Raw genomic sequence first — 20,737 nt, forward strand, 5'->3', positions numbered from 1 at the left:
ATGACAAGTGTCATATAGGAATAAAGAAAGGCAGTCGATATAGGAACAATGCCATACTCAATAGTCGCCATTGTAGCGAAAATCGATGAACATTTAATCGACAATAATCAAAAAAAGCTGGCCGAATCTATCGGCCAGCTAGTAATCCATTCTTATTTTTGTTCTTCTTTTAACAAACGTAAAGTTTCATCAAACTCTTTCTCAATCTCAGGATTTGGTTTGTATGTCATTAAGCTGACAACAATTGTTACGATTAACGATAACACAAAACCAGGAACGATTTCGTATAATGTGCCTGAAAGAGCATCGATTGAGCCCCAAACTACAACAACTACTGCACCAACAACCATGCCCCATAGTGCGCCGGTTGAAGTGATTTTTCTCCAGTAAAGAGAAAGTAAAATAACTGGTCCAAATGATGCACCAAAACCTGCCCAAGCGAAGGATACAAGTTTTAAGATTGTTTCGTTTTCGCCCCATGCAAGAATAGCTGCAACAATAGAAACAAAAAGTACAGCGAGACGTCCGTAATTTACATACGTTCGATCCGATGCATTCGTCTTAATGATTGCTTTGTATAAATCTTCTATCAATGCAGAAGAAGTAACGATTAACTGTGAGGAAATCGTGCTCATAACAGCTGCTAAAACAGCTGCTAGTATAAGACCTGCGATAAATGGATGGAAAATAATTTGACCAAGTGCGATGAATACTGCCTCTGGACTCGTTAAAGTCAACTCCGGATTTTGTTGATAGTAGGCAACCCCAACTAATGCAGTAGCAATTGCTCCTACTAAACTTAAAATCATCCATCCAATACCGATCCGACGAGCTTGCTTCGTTTCTTTGACAGATTTTATCGCCATGAAACGAACAATAATATGAGGTTGACCAAAGTAACCAAGACCCCATGCTAATGTAGAGATAATTCCTAATACAGTTGTTCCTGCAAAAAGACTTAAGTGCGTTGGGTTAACTGCTTTAATAGATTCTACCGTTTCCCCAAGACCACCTGTCAAAAATAATCCGAAGACAGGTACGCAGATGAGTGCTAAGAACATAAGTAAACCTTGTAGGAAATCTGTATAACTTACCGCCAAAAACCCGCCAAAAAGTGTGTATGCTACTACAACGGCGGAAACAATTAGTAGACCAGTATGATAATCAAGACCAAAAGAGCTTTCAAAGAAAACTCCTCCTGCTACCATTCCCGAAGATACATAAAACGTAAAGAATAATAAAATAATTAGACCGGATGCAACACGTAGTAATCGCGACGATTGCTTTAAACGGCTTTCTAAATAGCTTGGAATCGTAATGGAATCATTTGAGACTTGTGTATATACACGAAGTCTTGGTGCAACATATAACCAGTTTAAGTAGGCACCGATTGTTAGACCGATAGCAATCCAAGCTTCTCCCATCCCTGTTAAGTAAATTGCCCCTGGCAACCCCATTAATAACCAACCAGACATATCTGCAGCACCTGCACTTAACGCAGTAACAGCAGGTCCAAGCGAACGTCCTCCGAGCATATAATCTGTTAAATTGGCTGTTTTTCTATAAGAATACCAGCCAATAACTAGCATTGCGACCATATAAATAATTATGGCTGTAAGTTGATAAGTTTCTGATGACATAAACATCCTCCTCCCACAAACATAATACCATGTCAAGCAATAAGGTGCACTGAAATTTATGATAATTCCACATTTTACAAGCGCTTTCATCTGTTAAAATAAACATATTGAATATCGAAGGGAGACTTTGCATTGAAATTTTTTCATACAGCAGACTGGCACTTAGGAAAACTAGTGCAAGGTGTATACATGACGGAAGAACAACAATTTGTGTTAAAACAATTCATAGAAGCTATTGATCAAGAAAAGCCGGATGCTGTTATTATCGCTGGTGATTTATATGACCGCGCTGTTCCACCTACAGAAGCAGTAAATTTACTAGATGAAATGCTCGCAGAAATCGTCTTAAAACGGCATACCCCTGTACTCAGTATTGCAGGAAATCATGATAGCCCTGGGCGATTGAACTTTGGAAGTAAACTGATGAAAGAAACAGGTTTACATATAGTAGGTCAACTAACAAAAGAACTAAAACCAGTCATATTAGAAGATGCATACGGTGAAGTTTGCTTTCATTTAATCCCATATACTGATCCTTCTCAAGTACGTTATATTTTAGAGGATGAGTCTGTTACAAGTCATCAAACTGCAATGAAAGCAATTATAGAGGAAATAGAAAAACAAGCAGATCCTACTAAAAGACATGTTTTTGTAGGGCATGCATTCGTAATACCTCATGGGCAGGAAGAAGATAATACGAGTGAATCAGAGCGCCCACTTGCAATAGGGGGAGCAGAATATGTAGATGCAGCCCTCTTTAAAAACTTTCATTATACGGCTCTTGGGCATCTTCACCAGGCACATTTTGTTTTAAACGAGACGATTCAATATGCGGGGTCTCCTTTAAAATACTCCATTTCAGAAGAGCATCATAAAAAAGGTTTCTTCCTAGTTGAACTAGATGAAGCAGGAAATGTAACGATAGAAAAGAGATTATTAACACCGAATCGTGATATGAGGACAGTAGAAGGGTATATGCAAGATATATTAAAGCAACCAGTAAGTGAAGACTTTGTTTTTGTAAAACTGCTTGATGAGACGCCTATTTTATCGCCAATGGAACAAATCCGTACAGTCTATCCGAATGCGATGCATGTGGAAAGAAAAGTATTTCGCTCGCAAATTACTGTTACGGACAGTGAAACGGTGCCACGAAGAAAAATGGATGACTTTACACTGTTTCAAGCATTTTATGAAGAACTAAGCGGAAAAATGCCTACCGAGGAAACAGAAGAACTATTTAAAGAGGTGCTTGGCCAAACGATTCGGGAAGAACATGAGGGAGGAGAAAAAGCGTGAAGCCACTTCAACTGAAAATGACCGCTTTTGGTCCATATAAGTTTTCCGAGACGATTGATTTTACAGAGTTAAAAGACAATCGCCTATTTGTTATTTCCGGTGCAACTGGAGCTGGTAAAACGACTATTTTTGATGGAATTTGTTTTGCGTTATATGGGGCTGGAAGCGGTGAAGATAGACGGGACACGAAAATAATGCGGAGTGATTTTGCTACAGACGATACACATACTGCTGTCGAGCTGATATTTGAAATACATAACCAAAAGTATCGCATTTTACGACAGCTTTCACATGTGAAAAAAGGTAATAAAAGTGCAACTGGCGAACGCTATGAATTTTTCGAATTACAGGAAGCAGGAGAGGTACCAGTAGTTGAGAGACAAATCGTATCGGAAATTAATAAAAAAGTAGAAGAAATAATAGGACTAACACTTGACCAATTCAGCCAAATTGTGATGCTTCCTCAAGGTGAATTTAGAAAACTTCTCACTTCTCCAACGGAAAACAAAGAAGCTATTTTACGTAAAATATTCAAAACAGAGCCGTATAAGATGATCAGTGAGAAGTTGAAAGACAAAAAACTTATTGCAGAAGCGGAGCTAAAAAAAGAAGAGTTAACACGAAATGGATATACCGAGCAAATTTTAGCTTCCTTTCCAGTGCGTGAATCGAGTGTGTTCGAATTGATTGAGTCTAGTAGCTTTAACACGTATCAATTAGTCGATGCTTTGAAAGAAGAAACGAACTTTTACACAGAAAAGATTCAGCTAGATGAATTCACTTATAATGAGGCGTACACACAACATGCAACCAAACAAGTTGCCTATTATGAAGCAAAAGCGACTAACGAAAGATTCCAAGAGTTAGAAACAAAAGAACAGCAACTCGAAAGTTTAAAAGAACAAACCGAAGTTTACGCTCACAAACAAAGTCAGTTAGAAGCAGCTGAACGTGCGAGTACGATAGAAACAATCGAAACTTATTATTCGGATCTACAAAAGGAAGTACAAAACAAAGAAACGTTGCTTGAACTAGCACAAGAAGAAATGACTAGAGCAGAAGAAATCCTTGAGAAAGTAAATATTCTCTATAACGAGGAGGTAAGTAAAAAAGGAGTACGAGAGAAAAGCGTTGAAGCTGTAATTCAGTTAAACGGATTAGTACCTTTATTTGAGGAACTGGAAACGAAGAAAAGAGAAATGCTTTTGCTGGAAAAAAGTACAGCATCGGTAAAAAGTCAATTAGATGAGAAATCCATGCTTTTCCACAAAGAAAAAGAAGCTGCTACAGAGCAAAAAAGCGTGATTGACAAGCTAGAAGACCTTGTGGAGCCGCTTGATACAAAAGTCCAACAACTTAGCCTATTACAGGAGCAGCATACCGTAATACAAGAATACTTGGCGATAGAAAAAGAATTACAGGCACTCATGGAAAAAGAAATAGAACAGCAGAATCTTTTCCGAGATATGAAAGAAGCATATGACGCAGAAGAACGAAAGTGGATGAACAACCAAGCGAGCATTTTAGCATCCAAACTCCTTCCAGGTGAACCTTGCCCCGTTTGCGGCAGTAAGGAGCATAATACAACTAGCGTGGATTCGCATGAAGAGTCTATGAACGAAGAAGCATTACGACTTCTAAAAGAAGGGTTAACGCAACAAGAAACGAAATGGTTAACCATACGTGCAAATAAAGAAGCGGTAAAAAATCAGCTGCAAAATTTACAAGAGCGAATAGAGCAGCTCCAAGTTAATATGGGACAAGCAGAGCAAGTGACAGGGAAACTAAAACAGTTACAAACAGATGTATCTGCACTTCGAATAGAAAAAAATAAACTCTCTTTATTAAAACAACCTTATAAAGATTTGTTAGCCAAAGTAGGGAATCTGGAACAAGAAAAAAATCAGTTGGAGATGAATTATCAACAACAAAAAGGGCTATTAGAACAAGCAAAGGCTGTATATGAATCGAAAAAAATAGCAATCCCGGCACATGTCTCTAGTTTACAGGAGCTCCAAGTTCAATTGCTGGAGGCCAAAAGACAAAAAGAAGCATTAGAACATGCATGGGAGGAAACACAAAATAGACTGAAGTCAGCTCAAGGTGCTTGTACAAAAGCAGTTTTAACGCTTGAACATGCTGATGCAGCTGAAAAAGAAACAAAAGAAAAACTTGATAAAGCGTTTGAGAACTTCCAAGAAGCATTAGGAAAAGCATCTTTTGAATCGGTTGAGGCATATAAAGCAGCTCAGCTAGCCGAAAAAGAACGAATGGTGCTAAAAGAGCAATGCATGGCGTATAAACAAACGGTCCATACGTTAACAGAACAAGTAACAGAAGGAAGACAGCAGCTAGCTACGAAAGTGAAAGTTGAGCTTGCACCATTAGAAGTAGAACTTGTTCAGTTAAAAGAAACATACGAACAAGCTCTAAATGCTCTAAATAGCACAAAAGAATATGAAAAAGCAGGACGTATATTAGAGGGAAAAATTGTTGCTACAAGCGAACGAATTGCGGGATTGGAGCAGCAAGTGCATCGAATAGTCGATTTGTACGACATGTTACGCGGACAAAATCATTTCAAGATTTCATTTGAACGATATGTGCAAATTGAATATTTAGAGCAAATCGTTGCTGCTGCAAATGAGCGATTAAAGCATATGTCGAATGGTCAATTCCAATTGCTTCGAAGTGAACGACAAGAAACACATGGCAAACAAAGTGGACTTGGATTGGATGTGTATGATGCCTATACAGGTCAAACGAGGGATGTCAAAACACTCTCGGGTGGCGAGAAGTTTAATACGTCGCTATGTCTAGCGCTTGGAATGGCTGATGTGATACAGAGCTTCCAAGGAAGTATTCGAATTGATACGATGTTTATCGATGAAGGATTTGGTTCACTTGATGAGGAATCATTGAACAAAGCGATTGACACATTGGTTGACTTACAAAAGTCAGGACGCATGATCGGTGTTATTTCCCATGTTGCAGAGCTTAAAGCATCCATACCAGCTATATTAGAGGTAGAGAAAGCAAAAGAAGGATATAGTAAAACAAAATTTGTTATTAAATAGAAAAAGGTGAGTCTGATTGCTAGACTCACCTTTTTGTTAATTATTATTAATGATATTTAAAAAATCTTCTTCGCTACTCACACCGAGCATGTCTAAGGCTGAATAGCCTTGCGGGTCCTTGGTTGTTGGATTGGCTCCATGCTCATATAAAAGGGAAGCCATCTCCAAGTTTTCAGCTTCCAAAGCAGCTGTTAACGCATTAGTATAATCATCGGCTGTATTTGGATTAGCTCCTCTAACTAATAATAGTTCTGCCATTGCTATATTGTCGCCGTAAATTGCATAGTGAAGAGCAGTGGTGTTCTCTGAATCCACCTCTTCTAAATCAGCTCCGCTAGATAGGAGATTTCTAACCGTGCTGTCATCTCCATTTGAAACAGCTTCCATGAGCGGGGTTAATGTTAATGAATAATCGCTACTTAAATAATCCTCTTCTGCAGATAATTCATTTTCCGGAGTAAATTCATCAAATAAGCTTCCAGAAAACAAACTTGCATACGTTAAAGAACCAGCTGTAATTAGGGCAATGACTGCAATATAACAAACAAAGAAAATACCAAAGAGAGCCCCAATGCCCAAGGCAATTTTAGTGGAGTTAGAGTAGTAGGTAGGTGTGCCTTCTACTCGCATAAAATTCCCAACAGCTTGCACTCGTTTAGGTAACAGCGGATGGCTAGACAATACTTCACTTAACCATACGGCAACATTCGATTCCGTATGAATTTGTTCCAGAAAAGCATCCTCGTTTACTTCTGTATATAATTGTTTTCCTACACCAAGGATTGTAATTGCTCGCTTGGCAGCTTCCCCGTTTTGTATATAGTAAGCCGCTTCCCGGTCACAGGTATATTCACAAGATCGACTATATGCCTGGGAAAGAAATGGTATAAATTGAGCAGGCATGATTAAAATATTCTTCCACACATGTCTTCTTTTTACATGGGAAAGCTCATGAGCAATGATAAAATCAAGTTCTGCTTCTCCTCGTTCTCTAGCAAGCTCAAATACTTCTGAATAAATGACAACCATATTTCTTCCTAGAAATCTTGTAGCAAATGCATTAAATGCACCTTCCGAATGAATAACGAAGACATCGGGTACTTTTGTTAGACCCATCTCAGTAGATAAAGAGACCACTCGTTCATAGATGTCTGGAAACTGCTTTTCACTAATACGTACTCCATTTCCTCGAATGGATCCAAGCATAATCATGTTGGCATAAAGTAAAAATGCAAATAAAACTAGTAAAATAGCAATTCCAAATAAAGATAAGATAGCAAGTATGTATAATAGGATACTGAAAATTAGACTAATAACGAAATAGGGCATCTCTCTATTAGACATTAATTCTCTTGGCGACAATTTCATTACCTCCCCTTAAAAATATTTATAAACTTACCAAATAATGCTTATTTTGTCAAATTGAAATATTCTTTAAATAGACGTCAGCTTGTATTTTACGTGACTTTCACATATTCCCGACTTACGACATATTATTTTGAGAAGAGGTGGTGAAAAATGCGCGATGAAAAAGGGAACGGACTTTTTGATCCCTACGAAACCGAGCAACAGGAATGGAAAAAGCAACAAGTAAAAGAGCGTAGTAAACAACTATTAACGATTATTTCACCTATTCTAATTCTTTTAATTTGGGAAATATGCTCTCGCACGGGAATTTTGGATATTCGATTTTTCCCACCGCCGTCTGCCATTGTATCTACATTTTTTGAACTGGCAACGAACGGACTTTTATGGACACATGTTTCCGTATCTTTGTATAGAATTGCAGCAGGATTTTTACTCGGCGTTATACCAGGGATAGTCATTGGTCTACTGATGGGATTGTATGCACCAATTAGACATTTTATATCCCCGATTGTAATGGCGCTTATGCCAATACCTACGCTAGCACTACTCCCTATCATTATTATTTTCTTTGGAATAGGAGACTTCTCCAAAATAGTAACGATTGCAGGAAGCGTATTTTTCCCAGTTGTTATTAATACCGTTGCAGGTGTTCTCAATATAGAAAAAGTGCATTTAGACGTTGCAAAAAATTACGGGGCAAGTCCAAAAGATTTTTTCTTCAAAATAGCATTTCCGGGTGCACTACCTGTCATGCTAGAAGGCATTCAAATGGGGCAGGCAATTGCACTGCTTACAATCGTTGCTGCGGAAATGATGGGAGCCACGTCAGGAATCGGGTATTTAATATGGACCTCTTACAAAGCATTTATGTTAAAAGAAATGTTCGTTGGTTTAATACTCATTTCCTTCTTTGGATTTCTATTTTCCCTTCTCCTACGTGGGCTGCAAAAGAAAATTGTCCCATGGAGGTGAATAGGTGAGTAATGAAGTGAAAATTTCTATTGAAGATTTAACGAAGGTATTTTACAAGAAAAATAATAGTGTAACAGCGTTTAAAAATGTATCACTCGAAGTAAAAGAAGGAGAATTTGTTTGTTTAGTAGGGCCTAGTGGATGTGGAAAGACGACTCTATTACGCATACTTGCAGGTTTGGAGCATCCAAGTTCTGGTCAATTTTCGATTTCGGCCGATTCTGACTTTCGCCCTTTGCAATCGATGGTCTTCCAAGAAAAAGGGGTTATACCATGGTTGACAGTCGAAGAAAATGTGGCATTTGGGCTTAACATGCGTCATTTACCGAAGGAATTTATCCGTAAGCAAACGGATATCTATTTGAAAAAGGTGGGTTTAAGAAACTTTTCTAAGCTTTATCCGAATGAGCTATCAGGGGGAATGAAGCAAAGGATAAGTATTGCGAGAGCTTTTGCAAACGACCCTGAAATTTTACTGATGGATGAACCATTTGCAGCACTCGATGAACAAAACAAGTTCATTTTACAAGAAGAATTACTTTCTATTTGGTCCGAAACGAAAAAAACAGTGTTATTTATTACGCATAGCATCGATGAAGCGTTACTGCTAAGCGACCGAATTGTATTAATGAGCGCGCACCCGGGAAAAATTGTCCATGAAATTAAAGTCCCCATACCAAGACCGAGAACGATGGAGCAAGTGCGAGCAAATGCTGAGATGGCGGAGCAATTTATTACTATTTGGAATCATTTACAACAAGAAGTACAAAGGTCTAGAGGATAAGGGAGGAAGCTTGTGAAAAAGCGTTGGTTCATGCTATTTGCATCTATAGTGCTTTTACTAGGTGCATGTAGTTCCAAAGAAAAAGAGAGCGAAGATGCATTCGACGATGAGGTAAATACAAATAACCCTTCAGGAGATTTGGCTCCACTTGATAAGAAAGTGAAAGTGCGGATCGCTGAAGATGGTGCAGCGTCTGGAGCAGGGTTTTATATAGCAAAAGAAAAAGGATATTTTGAAGACTATAATATTGAAGTAGAATTTGCCCAGTTTGCAAATAGTGATGAGATGCTTCCAGCGCTTGCATCTGGCGAAGTAGATATAGCGGGTGGCGTATCCACTGCATCATTCTTTAATGCGATTGCACAGGGAATTGACGTGAAAATAATTGCCGATAAAGGACATAATGTACCGGGAAAATCGTACTTTACGTTTGTAATAGGCAATCATATGAAAGATGTTATAAAAGAATACGAAGATTTCAAAGGGAAACGTATTGCTATCTCTTCGAAAAATTCAATCGATGAATATATTTACTTAGAAATGTTAAAACATGCTGGTTTAACACAAAATGATGTAGAGCTAGTGTTACTAGGGGATTTTGGTAGTATGCTAGGTGCAATAGATAATGGCTCGATTGACGCCGCACTACAAATTGAACCGCTTATCACACAAGGCATTGAAAATGACTTACACCTTCGTTTTGGAGACGCAACAGACTATGCTCCTGAATCACAAATTGCCCTCGTACTCGGATCGCCTCAGTTTATGAACGAGGAGAAAAATGTCTCATTACGCTTTATGGCCGCTTACCTTAAAGGGGTACGTGACTATAACGATGCCTTCATTAAAGATGAAGGAAAAAAAGAAATAATTGATATTATGACGAAGCATACTGCTTTGAAAGATCCAGCATTATGGGAAAAAGTATTTGTAACGGGTCTGGACCCAGATGGTAAAATGTTTTTAGATGATGTCATAAAGCAGTATGATGCATATAAAGCAAATGGCGCAATAAGTGGGGACGTTAATTTTGATAAAGCAGTTGATACGTCTATCACAGAAAAAGCAGTAGAAATATTAGGAGCATATGAACGATAAAGCGTCCGGTAAAGGGCGCTTTTTTCTTACATTATGCTTTCCATGAAAATATGTAATACAATGTGGTAAAAAGGACATTTGGGTGAGGTGCGTAAAATGGTGAGTATTTTAGTAGATGCAGATGGATGTCCAGTTGTAGATTTGACAATCGCGGTAGCAAAAAAGTTTAATTTAAAAGTTACGTTATTATGTGACACTGCCCACTATATGCAAAGAGATGGAGCAGAAACGGTGATGGTTTCTAAAGGTGCTGACGCGGTGGACTTTGTTTTAGTGAACCGAGTAAAAAAAGGTGATATTGTTGTAACACAGGATTACGGGCTTGCGGCCATGGTATTAGCAAAACAAGGCTTTGCAATCGATCAAAATGGACGTTGGTATACACATGAAAATATTGACCAGCTATTAGATAGTCGCCATATATCAAAAAAAATTAGGCAAGCTGGTGGAAGACTAAAAGGACCAAGGAAACGTCAAAAAGAAGACAATGAAAAATTTGAAAGAAGCTTTACAGAACTTTGTAAAGTAGCAGTGAAAGACTGACTGTTGCGAATTCAATTGTAATAGTTAACAACCAACGCTAATTTTGTTATACTGTACGGTGGACAAAATTAGAAAAGGTGGAGTAAAAAATGGAAACAAATGCATACAGAGTATTACTTTACTATAAATATGTCCCGATTGAAGATCCAGTAACATTCGCACAAGAACATCTTGCTGCTTGTAAAGAAATTGGGTTAAAAGGGCGTATTTTAGTATCAGATGAAGGAATTAACGGCACTTGCTCGGGCACAATTGAACAAACCGACGCATATATCAACATGATGAAAGCAGACGTTCGTTTTGCAGACATGGTGTATAAAATAGATGAAGCAGAAGGACACGCATTTAAAAAAATGCATGTTCGTCCTAAACGAGAAATCGTTCATTTAGGATTAGCAGACGATATCAATCCAAATGAATTAACTGGGAAATACCTTTCTCCAAAAGAGTTTTTTGAACAAATGCAAGCAGAAGATACAATAGTAATCGATGCTCGAAATGACTATGAATTTGACCTAGGACACTTCCGCGGGGCGATTCGTCCAGATATTCGCAATTTCCGCGATCTTCCAGACTGGATGCTAGAGAACAGAGAAATGTTCGAAGGCAAAAAAGTTTTAACATATTGTACAGGTGGAATTCGTTGTGAAAAGTTCTCGGGTTGGTTAGTGCGAGAAGGCTTCGAAGACGTTGCGCAACTACATGGTGGGATTGCAACATACGCAAAAGACCCAGAAGTTCGCGGTCAATTATGGGATGGTCAAATGTACGTATTTGACGAGCGTATCGCTGTTCCGATCAACCAAGTAGAACATGTTGTTGTAGGGAAAGATCATTTTACAGGAGAACCATGTGAACGCTATGTAAACTGTGCAAACCCTGAATGTAATGATAAGATTCTTTGCTCGGAAGAAAACGAACACAAATACCTACGTAGCTGCTCACACGAGTGCCGTGTACACCCACGTAACCGCTACAAAGTAGAACATAACCTTTCCGAAGAAGAAGTAGCACAAAGACTAGCAGTTATTGAAGCAACAGTATAAAATCTCAAAGTCTCGCCTTGCCCAAAAGCAATGCGGGATTTTTTTATTAGTTAGGAAATAATAAGCTCTATGGCTTGCCGATCAGTATAGGGAAACTACTTCGCATAAAGAAATTTTATTAGGTAACCGCTAGGATTTTCGCTTCAGGAGGACGCTTTCCGCGGGGCGGGCGGTGAGCCTCCTCGGTCGCTGTCGCTCCACTGCGGGGTCTCACCTGTCCCGCTTGATTCCCGCAGGAGTCGCCTCCTTCCGCTTCAATCAATGGAGACTTCTTGCTAATTTAGCTAGGCAGTTATCAGAGCTATAAATGGATTCTGTTTCACTGGTTATTTATGATCGATTTACTAAAGAAATCATCCACAGTTTTCGACCATGCAATTCCAATAAGTGGCCAAGTGCGACCAAACAGTTGTCGAAAGCAGCTAGTTGTAGTCTGAAAGCAACCAAACGAATGTTAAGAGCAACTAGTTGCATTCTAACAGCAACCTAATTAACCTTGAGAGCAACCAATTTTCCTAAAACAAGTTAACTGGGATTGAGAAGGCAGTAATAATAGGGCATTAATTAGGATTACTTTTCAAAAAGCTTCCGCTTGCTAGGCTTTGTCGTGCTCGTCCTGAGTTTTGTCATGTTCAAGTTTGACTTTGTCGCGTTCATAGCATGTTATGTAGTGTTACACCATTTATGGTATTAAATAGTTGGATAACCTCTGAAGAAGTTTGATTTGTTAAACAGTAACGCCAGTTAGATAGCGTTATCTTTAATGGATTGTAGCGGAGGGGCGGCGACTCCTACGGGATGAGTGAGTAGATGAGACATCGCAGGCGAACGCGCTAGCGTCGGCGATGGCTCATCGCTCACCCCGTGGAAAGCGTCCGCCCTGCAGCGGAAATCTTAGCGGAATCTTCATTCCATTCCCTACCGCACAGTTTCCCCATTATGTGCGACATCCTAATATTATTGCTTATGTTCATTTGTCCTATCAGGCAGACATAGGCGCTTTCGCTTTTATTCTTACTTAAGGGATTTTCACTAGTGTCTTGCACCAGTAATAATGTCTTTTGTTTTCAATAATTTAAAGGGAAACTGCTTACATATATTGAATAATAGTAAGGAATTCGTTTTTAAAAATGGAATGGGGGAACTTACATGGCAATCGAAGTGAAAAAGATTTCTGATTTAAATGAAGTAGACGTATCCAGACTAATTCAAGAAAGCGAAAAAGAAGGCTATCGTTTCGTATCGAGACTTGCTTCTGAATATGAAGATGGTACGAATCGATTTAGCGAACAAGGAGAAGCGCTTTTTGGTGCATGGGATGGGGAAGAACTTGTTGCAATTGGAGGATTAAATCGAAATACGAAGAGTAAGGATGCTTCAGCTGCAAGGCTACAAAGAGCCTATACATTACCATCCTATCGTAGAAAGGGAATTGGAAGTGAACTTTTTAATGCGCTTTTCGTCCATGCTAGAGGTCAGTTCAATGAAATTACAACGAAAACGGAATCAGCAAAAGCGGATGCATTTTACCGTGCCAATGGATTCCAATTTGACGAACGTTCACCTGATATAACACATGTGTATAGCTTATAGTAGAAAGGGTTAGACAACGATGAATAGACAGAATTTAATCGAGCAATTTCCTTTAATTGAAAAAATGAAAAAAGCAGAAGAAGTGATTTGGTTTAATCCGAATTTAACCAAAACAGAAGATGCCTTGAAAAATCTATCTGTCACGAGCGAAATGGTACAGGATGCAAGCGATCGCCTAGATCGGTTTGCATCCTACTTACAAATTGCCTTTCCGGAAACAGCGAAATCAAATGGCATTATTGAATCCCCACTTGTAGAAATTCCAGCAATGGCTACTGCGATGAAAGAGTTATTTCAAACAGATTTCAACGGAGAGATTTTATTGAAATGCGATAGTAATCTACCGATTTCCGGTTCTATTAAAGCACGTGGTGGTATTTACGAAGTGTTGAAAACTGCGGAGACACTTGCCATTCGGGAAGGTTTATTAAAGGAAACTGACGACTATGCTATTCTTGCAAACAAAGAAATGCGAGAATTTTTCGCAAGATATTCTATTGCAGTTGGTTCAACGGGTAACCTTGGCCTAAGTATTGGAATAATGAGTGCAAAAATCGGTTTCCACGTGACCGTCCATATGTCGAGCGACGCGAAGCAATGGAAAAAGGATATGCTTCGTGAAAAAGGGGTAGAGGTGATCGAGTATGATTCCGACTACAGTATCGCTGTGGAAGAAGGTAGAAAACAAGCGGAAAAAGATCCGACATGCTTTTTTATAGATGACGAAAATTCTACTGACTTATTTATGGGCTATGCAGTTGCAGCAAGCAGATTAAAGAAACAATTAGAGCAGCAAGGGAAAAAGGTAGATGAAGATCATCCTTTGTTTGTCTATCTACCTTGTGGCGTTGGTGGTGGACCTGGTGGGGTGGCGTTCGGCTTAAAACTTTTGTTCGGTGACTATGTGCATTGCTACTTTGCTGAACCGACTCACTCCCCGTGTATGCTACTTGGAATGATGACTGGATTGCATGAAGATATAGCGGTAGATGAAATCGGCTTAGATAACAAAACCGATGCAGATGGTCTAGCGGTTGGTCGTCCTTCTGGATTTGTCGGCAAAACAATGGAACAGCTAATAAGCGGAAGCTATACGATCAGTGATGAGAAGATGTATACACTGCTCGCACTACTTGCGGATACAGAACAAGTTTTTTTAGAGCCATCTGCACTTGCTGGAACGACAGGACCAATTCATCTTGCAAGTAGTGGAGTTGCTCTGAACAATGCGACACATATTGCCTGGGCAACTGGTGGGGGAATGGTTCCAGAGCATGTGAAAGAAGTGTACTACGCGAAAGGAAAACTATTACTTAATCATTAAATGTTCTTACTTTCTCTTCTAAAGGAAGGGGTGACTTTGAGGTAGAGTTGCCTTTAAGCCATCCCTTCCATTTATTAAATTTCTTTTTCTATCCTCTTAATGTTAAGTGGCTCAAAGGTAATCCTGTATTCTCTGTGTAATTTAAAGAGACCATATTTTTCAATATAATAATCGATTACGTTTTTTAAATACTCGGGAGTTACTTCAAGGTTTGTACACACTTCTTCCAGTGTTGTTTGTCCTTTTTCGTAGCAATCAATTAGCTGATCCAAAGAAACAATCTTTTCATAACCCCATCTTCGAGCAATTTGTTCTATTTTTATACTTCTCATATCACTTAAATCTGTAATGTCTCCATAGGTCGTCTCATAATGACCAAGCTCTTCTGCTAAAATACAATGCTTTTCATATTTATCTTTGAATTTATCAATTTCAATGACGTTATCATAATATAAACCTGGGAGACCTTTTGGTAAGGCTTTTTCAATGATTTTAATATGTGGGTACTCCATTTTTAGTCGATCATACGTCATATATACACCTCATTTATCCGCGTTGCGATTTAATAAACTCAATATATTTCTTAATGTCTTCCATTTCTTCCTCCGTGACATCTTCATCAATATGCGCTGCAATTGTTACGATTTTCTGGCTATCCAAGATTTTTTCTGAGTCTTCTCCTAAGAAGTACTGACCAGGAACTTGAAAAAAATCTGCCAGTAATCGCACATATTCTAACTTAGGATCGGCTTCGCCGTTTTCCCAACGACTTATAGAGCTTTTACTAATTTTGCTATCAAATTTTGAATTTAAAGAATCAGCTAATTGTTCGATAGTGAGTTTTCTGTTCAGTCTTAGCTCTTTTAATAATGTTCCGAAGTTCTTCACAGCTGTAATCTCCTTACATATTATCTATAGTCAGAATTCTAACTCAATAATTCCATAAATGCAACAAAGTAAAATAATTAGTTCCGTTTTAGGAACTTTTCTGTTGACAGAGGTTTCTATTAGTTATATGATAGATTCATTCCTAAATAAGAACTAACGTTCTATTATTGTTCCGTTTACGGAACTGATGAGGTGAGATATGTATGAGAATGAAAGACGTAGAAGTAGATTCAAATGGCAATATCAATCTCAACATAAAAGAAATTCCGAATCCATGCATAGTAGTGATTAGTAAAAATACTGCAAAAATGACAGAGTTGCCAGCATTCGCTGATACGACGATTAAAACACATCAAGGAAAAGTTGTGCGTGTAAAATGGAACGAGGGAGAGGATTTTTAATTATTGGATAAACAATCATAATAGTCCCACCAGTCATCTGGAGGACAACAAACGATTTCAGCATCTTGCTGGTCTTTTGTTGTCCTCTTTTTTTAGGATTTTTTATAAAAAAGGAGGAGTTTCCTATGTTAAATTGGGCGGATAAATTGATAAAAGAATATACCTACCATAGAAAAGAGCTGGAGCATCTAAAGGAACGATTGGATCCAATGAATCCTAAAGACAATGCAGATATCAAAATCATTAATAGCATGATAGATGACATGTCTTATGCATTGGAATGGATGAAAAAAGGAAGAAGACCAGGAAATCTTCATGGAACAGATAAAAGGTCTATATATCAACGTCGTGCGTTATTAGACATGGATTTATTTCCAACGATTGAATTGGACACCGAGCAAACTAGCCTAAGCGAAGAACAAAAACAGAAGATTATATCGATTTTAATAGAGCTTTCACATAGAGAGAGACAATGCTATTTAATGCATATGGCGTATGGGATGAGTCTGACAGAGATTGCAGAGGAGCTAAATCTTAAGAAGAGAACCATTCAACAATACATTGATCGTGCCAAAGAAAAAGTCAAAGTACTCGTTTCTTGACGTACGGTTGACGTATAAACCCACCTAGTAGTGAAGAGAGTTATTGAAAACTTAAGATAGATGGAGGTGCAAAATGGAGGCGTTTATCGGTATTGGTTGCACCGTTTTAGGTTTATTAATAGGACTACTGTCATTTGGTCGTAACCGCGACAAAGATGTAAAAGCAGATGCCGCAAAAACGGCAGTTATGGAAACGAAGCTAGATGCTATTACGAATGGTGTGGAATCGATTCGAATCGATTTGAAGGCGATTGAAAAGCAAATGGACTTACTAGCCGAACGTGTGGCACGAGTAGAGGAGAGCTCCATGCAGGCTCATAAAAGAATTGATAATCTCAAAATTATTCAGGAGGCTCAGCAAGTATGAAGATTAACTGGAAAGTTCGTTTTAAAAATAAGATTTGGATTACAGGGTTCGTCGCTCAACTATTGATATTAACTGAATTACTTTTAATAGGAGCTCATGCTGCAGGGTTAACAGATTTTCATGTAACAGAGGAGATGAAAGACTGGATATTTGCTTTTGTAAATGTAGTTTTCGGATTATTTGCGACACTGGGGATTATTCAAGACCCTACGACAAGTAATTTTGCCGATAGCAATAGAGCAATGAAGTATATCAAACCAAAATAAGCTGACTCTAGACAGTTTTTTTTAAGGTGGTGATTGCTGTGTAATATTTAAATTAGTGGACAAGCATTCTCTTCTAGCATTCAAAACTAATATGAGGTGATAATGATGGTAAAAGTATTCATTGATGCAGGACATGGTGGAACAGATCCAGGCGCAACAGGAAATGGCTTGCTGGAGAAAAATCTAACATTGCAAATTGCTACTAGAGTCAAAGATATACTGATTGCTGAGTACAATAATGTAAGTGTATTAATGAGTCGCACCGGTGATCAATCTTTAACATTAGCACAACGTACAAATGCAGCGAATGCTTGGGGAGCGGATTTCCTTCTGTCGGTTCATATTAATGCAGGTGGTGGGACTGGCTACGAGGACTATGTTTACCCAGGGGTAGGGGCACCTACTACAACTTATCAAAATACGATCCATGCAGAAATATTAAAGCTTGTGAGTTTTAATGATCGCGGTAAAAAACAAGAAAACTTCCACATGTTACGTGAGTCAAATATGCCAGCCATTTTAACGGAGAATGGTTTTATAGATAATGTAAATGATGCGACAAAATTGAAAACGTCCTCTTTTATTGAATCACTTGCCCGAGGTCATGTAAATGGAATCGTCAAAAGCTTTAATCTTCCAAAGAAAAGCACCGCAGTTTATCATACTGTAGTGAGTGGCGACACTGTGTATTCCTTAAGTCAGAGGTATGGTAGCACTGCCCAGCAAATTAAGGACTGGAATGGGCTGGATGCCAACTACACCATCTATATTGGACAAGTATTGAGAGTGAAATAAAGAACGACTAGCCTTGCTCACATACGTGGGCAGGGCTTTTTTGTGCTTTAGGCAATTGGGATAATATATCTTAAGGAAGCGCTATTAGCTTTAGCTTGATTGTCCGTTTTCGAAGAAGATCGCCCACCTTTGGTGAGAGATTGTCCAACAATTAGAAGAGATCGTCCAAGTTACAATTAAGCGGCGTTGAAGCTCTGCTCTCCCTCTGAGGCAAAAATCTCAGCGGATACTTTATTCAACGTACCATGACACATTATTCCCATTATGTACGTAGCACCGCCTAACATGATGTTTTGTTCTGTCATATATATAACAAATGTGTTACAATAGAAGTAGAACAAAAGTAAATAGAGGAGGTAGTACCATGTTCATAGAAATACAAACCAATTCATCCGTTCCAATCTATTTACAACTAGCTCAGCAACTTATTGAAGGAATTGCAAGAGGCGAGTTAAAGCCAGGCGACTCATTGCCATCAGTTCGTGCATTTGCCGCAGATTTAGGTATGAATATGCATACAGTGAATAAAGCCTATCATTACTTAGAGGAAAAAGAGTTTATCCAAATCGTCGCAAAATCAGGCGTTATTATACAACCAAATGGAATACCAAAAGCTACAGCACAAGAACAACAAAAATTAGCAGAACAAATACGCCCATTAATAGCGGAAGGGTTAGTGTTAAAGCTGTCAGAGGAAGAAATGGTCGTCATGGTAAGGCAACTCGTGCAGAACATTAAGGAGGGGACATCATGATTGTTTTTTTGTTTGGCTTCATTTTACTTTTTATCACGATACTACAAGCATTCACACCGAAATTGCTAAAACAAACAGAAGCATTTGGAGTATATATACCAGAACAATATACAAAAGAAACAACTATCGTAGCATATAAAAAAAGGTACACTTCGGTTGTCTTAACGGTAGGAATTATTGTGCTTGCAGCTTATCTAATTTGGGCTTTAACTCAATCTCCGACAGAAGAAGTGCTATCGATTATTAGTATTGGCGTTCAATTTTGCATACTCTTTATTGGGTTAGGTTATTATTTCGTGATGCATGTCCGTGTGAAAAGGCTTAAAGAAGTGCAAGGATGGACGACGGGGAAAAAGGAAGTGCGTGTAGTAGACTTGCAATTTCAAGAGAAGCTTCAGCTAATACCACGAATTGTATTTATTATTCCAATGATAATTACGGTAGGCTTAATCATTTACACATTTATGAAATACGCTCAAATGCCAGATATGATTCCTACTCATTGGGGTCCTTCTGGGCAACCAGATGCATTTAGCGAGAAAACCTATTTCAGTGCTATCTCCATGCCACTTATTTTACTTGTCATGCAAGGAATGTTCCTTTTAATGAGTGAAGGGATGAGGTTTGCAGGAGCAAAGATCAATCCAGCCAATAAAAAAACGTCTGTGTCACAGCAACTAGCATTCCGAAAATATAGCAGCTGGTTCGCATTATTTATGACAATAACAATGACTTTAATGATGGGTTATTTTCATTTACAAACGATCCACCCAGAGGTAGGATCTGCCTGGGTTATGTTCGCACTTCCACTTACTTTTTTAGTGCTAACTTTTGTCGGAGTCGGTATTTATGTAGTGAAGGTTGGACAGAGTGGCTCACGATTAAAGGTAGAAGGGGACAGCCCGAGTCTCGAAGATAAAATCGCAGTCGATGACGATAAATATTGGAAAGGTGGAATCATTTACATCAATAAAGATGATCCTAGCATTCTAGTTGAAAAGCGGTTTGGTGTTGGATGGACACTTAATTTTGGGAGACCAATAAGTTGGATTGTTTTATTTGGACCGCTTATTTTAATTATAGTTATCGCATTTAGTTTATAGCGGTATATAGATTCATAATTTAGGTGTAAGAAAAATTTGCGACATAAAGGAGCGATTTATATGTTAGTAGTGACAACGGAAAAAATAGAAGGATATAAAATTGTCGAAGTTAAAGGGCCTGCATATGGTCTAATTGTAAGAAGTAGAGGGCTTGGCGGGGATATTATGGCAGGACTTAAAGGTTTAGTTGGTGGGGAGATCAAGCAATATACCGCGATGCTAGAGGATTCAAGAAAAGAAGCGATGGACCGTATGATAAAAAATGCACATCTTATGAATGCGAACGCTATCGTTATGATGCGATATGATTCAGGCGAGATTGGTAATAATATGAGTGAGATTGTGGCATACGGAACAGCAGTTGTTGTAGAGAAACTATGACAGCAATCATCGTTATAGTAGGTATATATTTATTGCAAATTATAGCCGTTGTAGCTTTTATTTTGCTTGGGTACTTTATTTACGACAAACGGTTTAGACGCAATCATGGAACAAAAGTGGCAGAAGGCTTTGAGCGAACAGAAGAGGTCAATCTTGACCCTGTTACAGGTGAAAAAACGAGAGTATATTATAATCCCACAACAGGTGAGCGTTTTTATAAGAAAGAATGAAAAATAGCGTCTCCAAAAGAAACGCTTCAGCTATGCATCTGTACAAATAAATAAAAGTTAAACACAGCCGGCAACAACAAGGCCAATGATAAAAAAATAATTGCAGCTATCTTAGATTGCTTTGTAATCCGCTCATCACCTTTACGCAAATTTTCAATGAAGGTTAAGAGGAAATAAAAGCATAAAATCCAACACACAGTAGAAAT

22 protein-coding genes are annotated in these 20,737 nt (G+C 38.5%); 18 read left to right on the forward strand and 4 right to left on the reverse strand.

All coding sequences use genetic code 11. The features are described 5' to 3' along the window. Window positions 1–152: 152 nt before the first annotated feature. Window positions 153–1,640: a sodium/proline symporter PutP gene (putP, locus tag FG382_RS10850; RefSeq protein ID WP_142538910.1), complete on the reverse strand. Its 1,488-nt coding sequence runs from the start codon at window positions 1,638–1,640 to the stop codon at window positions 153–155. 132 nt (window positions 1,641–1,772) lie between these two features. Here putP and FG382_RS10855 point away from each other — a divergent pair, with 132 nt between their 5' ends. Further along, window positions 1,773–2,939 (forward strand): exonuclease SbcCD subunit D, encoded by a 1,167-nt coding sequence (locus FG382_RS10855; RefSeq protein ID WP_142538911.1) that lies wholly within the window; start codon window positions 1,773–1,775, stop codon window positions 2,937–2,939. Beyond that, window positions 2,936–6,016: an AAA family ATPase gene (locus FG382_RS10860; RefSeq protein WP_142538912.1), complete on the forward strand. Its 3,081-nt coding sequence runs from the start codon at window positions 2,936–2,938 to the stop codon at window positions 6,014–6,016. Before FG382_RS10855 ends, FG382_RS10860 begins: the two co-directional genes overlap by 4 nt. Window positions 6,017–6,052: 36 nt before the next feature. Here FG382_RS10860 and FG382_RS10865 read toward each other — a convergent pair whose 3' ends face one another. Next, window positions 6,053–7,378, reverse strand: a complete 1,326-nt coding sequence (locus FG382_RS10865) for a M48 family metallopeptidase (protein ID WP_229677392.1) — start codon at window positions 7,376–7,378, stop codon at window positions 6,053–6,055. Window positions 7,379–7,534: 156 nt separating this feature from the next. Here FG382_RS10865 and FG382_RS10870 point away from each other — a divergent pair, with 156 nt between their 5' ends. The 7 genes from FG382_RS10870 to FG382_RS10900 all read left to right on the forward strand — a co-directional run bounded on the left by FG382_RS10870 (window position 7,535) and on the right by FG382_RS10900 (window position 14,744). Beyond that, a complete protein-coding gene (locus FG382_RS10870) occupies window positions 7,535–8,356 on the forward strand; it encodes an ABC transporter permease (protein WP_142538914.1) in 822 nt (273 codons plus the stop codon). Between the two features lie 4 nt (window positions 8,357–8,360). After that, the gene (locus FG382_RS10875; RefSeq protein ID WP_142538915.1) at window positions 8,361–9,140 is read left to right on the forward strand and encodes an ABC transporter ATP-binding protein; all 780 of its coding nucleotides are present in this window, start codon (window positions 8,361–8,363) and stop codon (window positions 9,138–9,140) included. 30 nt (window positions 9,141–9,170) lie between these two features. After that, the gene (locus FG382_RS10880) at window positions 9,171–10,238 is read left to right on the forward strand and encodes an ABC transporter substrate-binding protein (RefSeq protein ID WP_142539162.1); all 1,068 of its coding nucleotides are present in this window, start codon (window positions 9,171–9,173) and stop codon (window positions 10,236–10,238) included. A 96-nt stretch (window positions 10,239–10,334) separates the two neighbouring features. Then, a complete protein-coding gene (locus FG382_RS10885; RefSeq protein WP_142538916.1) occupies window positions 10,335–10,781 on the forward strand; it encodes a YaiI/YqxD family protein in 447 nt (148 codons plus the stop codon). Window positions 10,782–10,870: 89 nt separating this feature from the next. Continuing rightward, complete coding sequence (gene trhO, locus FG382_RS10890; protein WP_142538917.1) at window positions 10,871–11,827, forward strand: oxygen-dependent tRNA uridine(34) hydroxylase TrhO; 957 nt, start codon at window positions 10,871–10,873, stop codon at window positions 11,825–11,827. 1,149 nt (window positions 11,828–12,976) lie between these two features. Then, window positions 12,977–13,420, forward strand: coding sequence for a GNAT family N-acetyltransferase (locus FG382_RS10895; RefSeq protein ID WP_142538918.1), 444 nt, complete (start codon window positions 12,977–12,979; stop codon window positions 13,418–13,420). A gap of 19 nt (window positions 13,421–13,439) precedes the next feature. Continuing rightward, a complete protein-coding gene (locus FG382_RS10900; protein ID WP_142538919.1) occupies window positions 13,440–14,744 on the forward strand; it encodes a D-serine ammonia-lyase in 1,305 nt (434 codons plus the stop codon). A gap of 74 nt (window positions 14,745–14,818) precedes the next feature. On the opposite strand, the gene FG382_RS10905 is transcribed toward FG382_RS10900, so the two are convergent. Together FG382_RS10905 and FG382_RS10910 are read right to left on the reverse strand one after the other, a co-directional pair. Continuing rightward, entirely contained in the window at window positions 14,819–15,277 is a 459-nt protein-coding gene (locus FG382_RS10905) for an ImmA/IrrE family metallo-endopeptidase (protein ID WP_142538920.1), read from the reverse strand. A gap of 13 nt (window positions 15,278–15,290) precedes the next feature. Beyond that, window positions 15,291–15,632 carry a helix-turn-helix domain-containing protein gene (locus FG382_RS10910; protein WP_142538921.1) on the reverse strand — a complete coding sequence of 114 codons (342 nt, stop codon included), beginning with the start codon at window positions 15,630–15,632 and terminating at the stop codon, window positions 15,291–15,293. Window positions 15,633–15,835: 203 nt separating this feature from the next. Here FG382_RS10910 and FG382_RS10915 point away from each other — a divergent pair, with 203 nt between their 5' ends. From FG382_RS10915 to FG382_RS10955, 9 genes are all read left to right on the forward strand, one after another. Further along, on the forward strand, window positions 15,836–16,033 hold the full coding sequence (locus FG382_RS10915; protein ID WP_142538922.1) for an XtrA/YqaO family protein: 198 nt from the start codon (window positions 15,836–15,838) through the stop codon (window positions 16,031–16,033). 125 nt (window positions 16,034–16,158) lie between these two features. Further along, entirely contained in the window at window positions 16,159–16,635 is a 477-nt protein-coding gene (locus tag FG382_RS10920) for a sigma factor-like helix-turn-helix DNA-binding protein (RefSeq protein ID WP_142538923.1), read from the forward strand. A 73-nt stretch (window positions 16,636–16,708) separates the two neighbouring features. Next, window positions 16,709–17,002: a hypothetical protein gene (locus FG382_RS10925; protein ID WP_142538924.1), complete on the forward strand. Its 294-nt coding sequence runs from the start codon at window positions 16,709–16,711 to the stop codon at window positions 17,000–17,002. Further along, window positions 16,999–17,268 carry a phage holin gene (locus FG382_RS10930; protein WP_142538925.1) on the forward strand — a complete coding sequence of 90 codons (270 nt, stop codon included), beginning with the start codon at window positions 16,999–17,001 and terminating at the stop codon, window positions 17,266–17,268. The genes FG382_RS10925 and FG382_RS10930 overlap by 4 nt, the downstream gene beginning before the upstream one ends. Before the next feature lie 105 nt (window positions 17,269–17,373). After that, a complete protein-coding gene (locus tag FG382_RS10935) occupies window positions 17,374–18,063 on the forward strand; it encodes an N-acetylmuramoyl-L-alanine amidase (RefSeq protein ID WP_142538926.1) in 690 nt (229 codons plus the stop codon). A gap of 364 nt (window positions 18,064–18,427) precedes the next feature. Further along, the gene (locus tag FG382_RS10940; RefSeq protein WP_142538927.1) at window positions 18,428–18,817 is read left to right on the forward strand and encodes a GntR family transcriptional regulator; all 390 of its coding nucleotides are present in this window, start codon (window positions 18,428–18,430) and stop codon (window positions 18,815–18,817) included. Next, on the forward strand, window positions 18,814–19,920 hold the full coding sequence (locus FG382_RS10945; protein WP_142538928.1) for a DUF1648 domain-containing protein: 1,107 nt from the start codon (window positions 18,814–18,816) through the stop codon (window positions 19,918–19,920). The genes FG382_RS10940 and FG382_RS10945 overlap by 4 nt, the downstream gene beginning before the upstream one ends. Window positions 19,921–19,980: 60 nt before the next feature. Continuing rightward, window positions 19,981–20,301, forward strand: coding sequence for a YbjQ family protein (locus FG382_RS10950; RefSeq protein WP_142538929.1), 321 nt, complete (start codon window positions 19,981–19,983; stop codon window positions 20,299–20,301). Next, window positions 20,298–20,531, forward strand: a complete 234-nt coding sequence (locus FG382_RS10955) for a hypothetical protein (RefSeq protein ID WP_142538930.1) — start codon at window positions 20,298–20,300, stop codon at window positions 20,529–20,531. The genes FG382_RS10950 and FG382_RS10955 overlap by 4 nt, the downstream gene beginning before the upstream one ends. Window positions 20,532–20,737 lie beyond the last annotated feature (206 nt).

This window comes from Psychrobacillus lasiicapitis (genome assembly GCF_006861795.1).
Taxonomy (GTDB): Bacteria; Bacillota; Bacilli; order Bacillales_A; family Planococcaceae; genus Psychrobacillus; species Psychrobacillus lasiicapitis.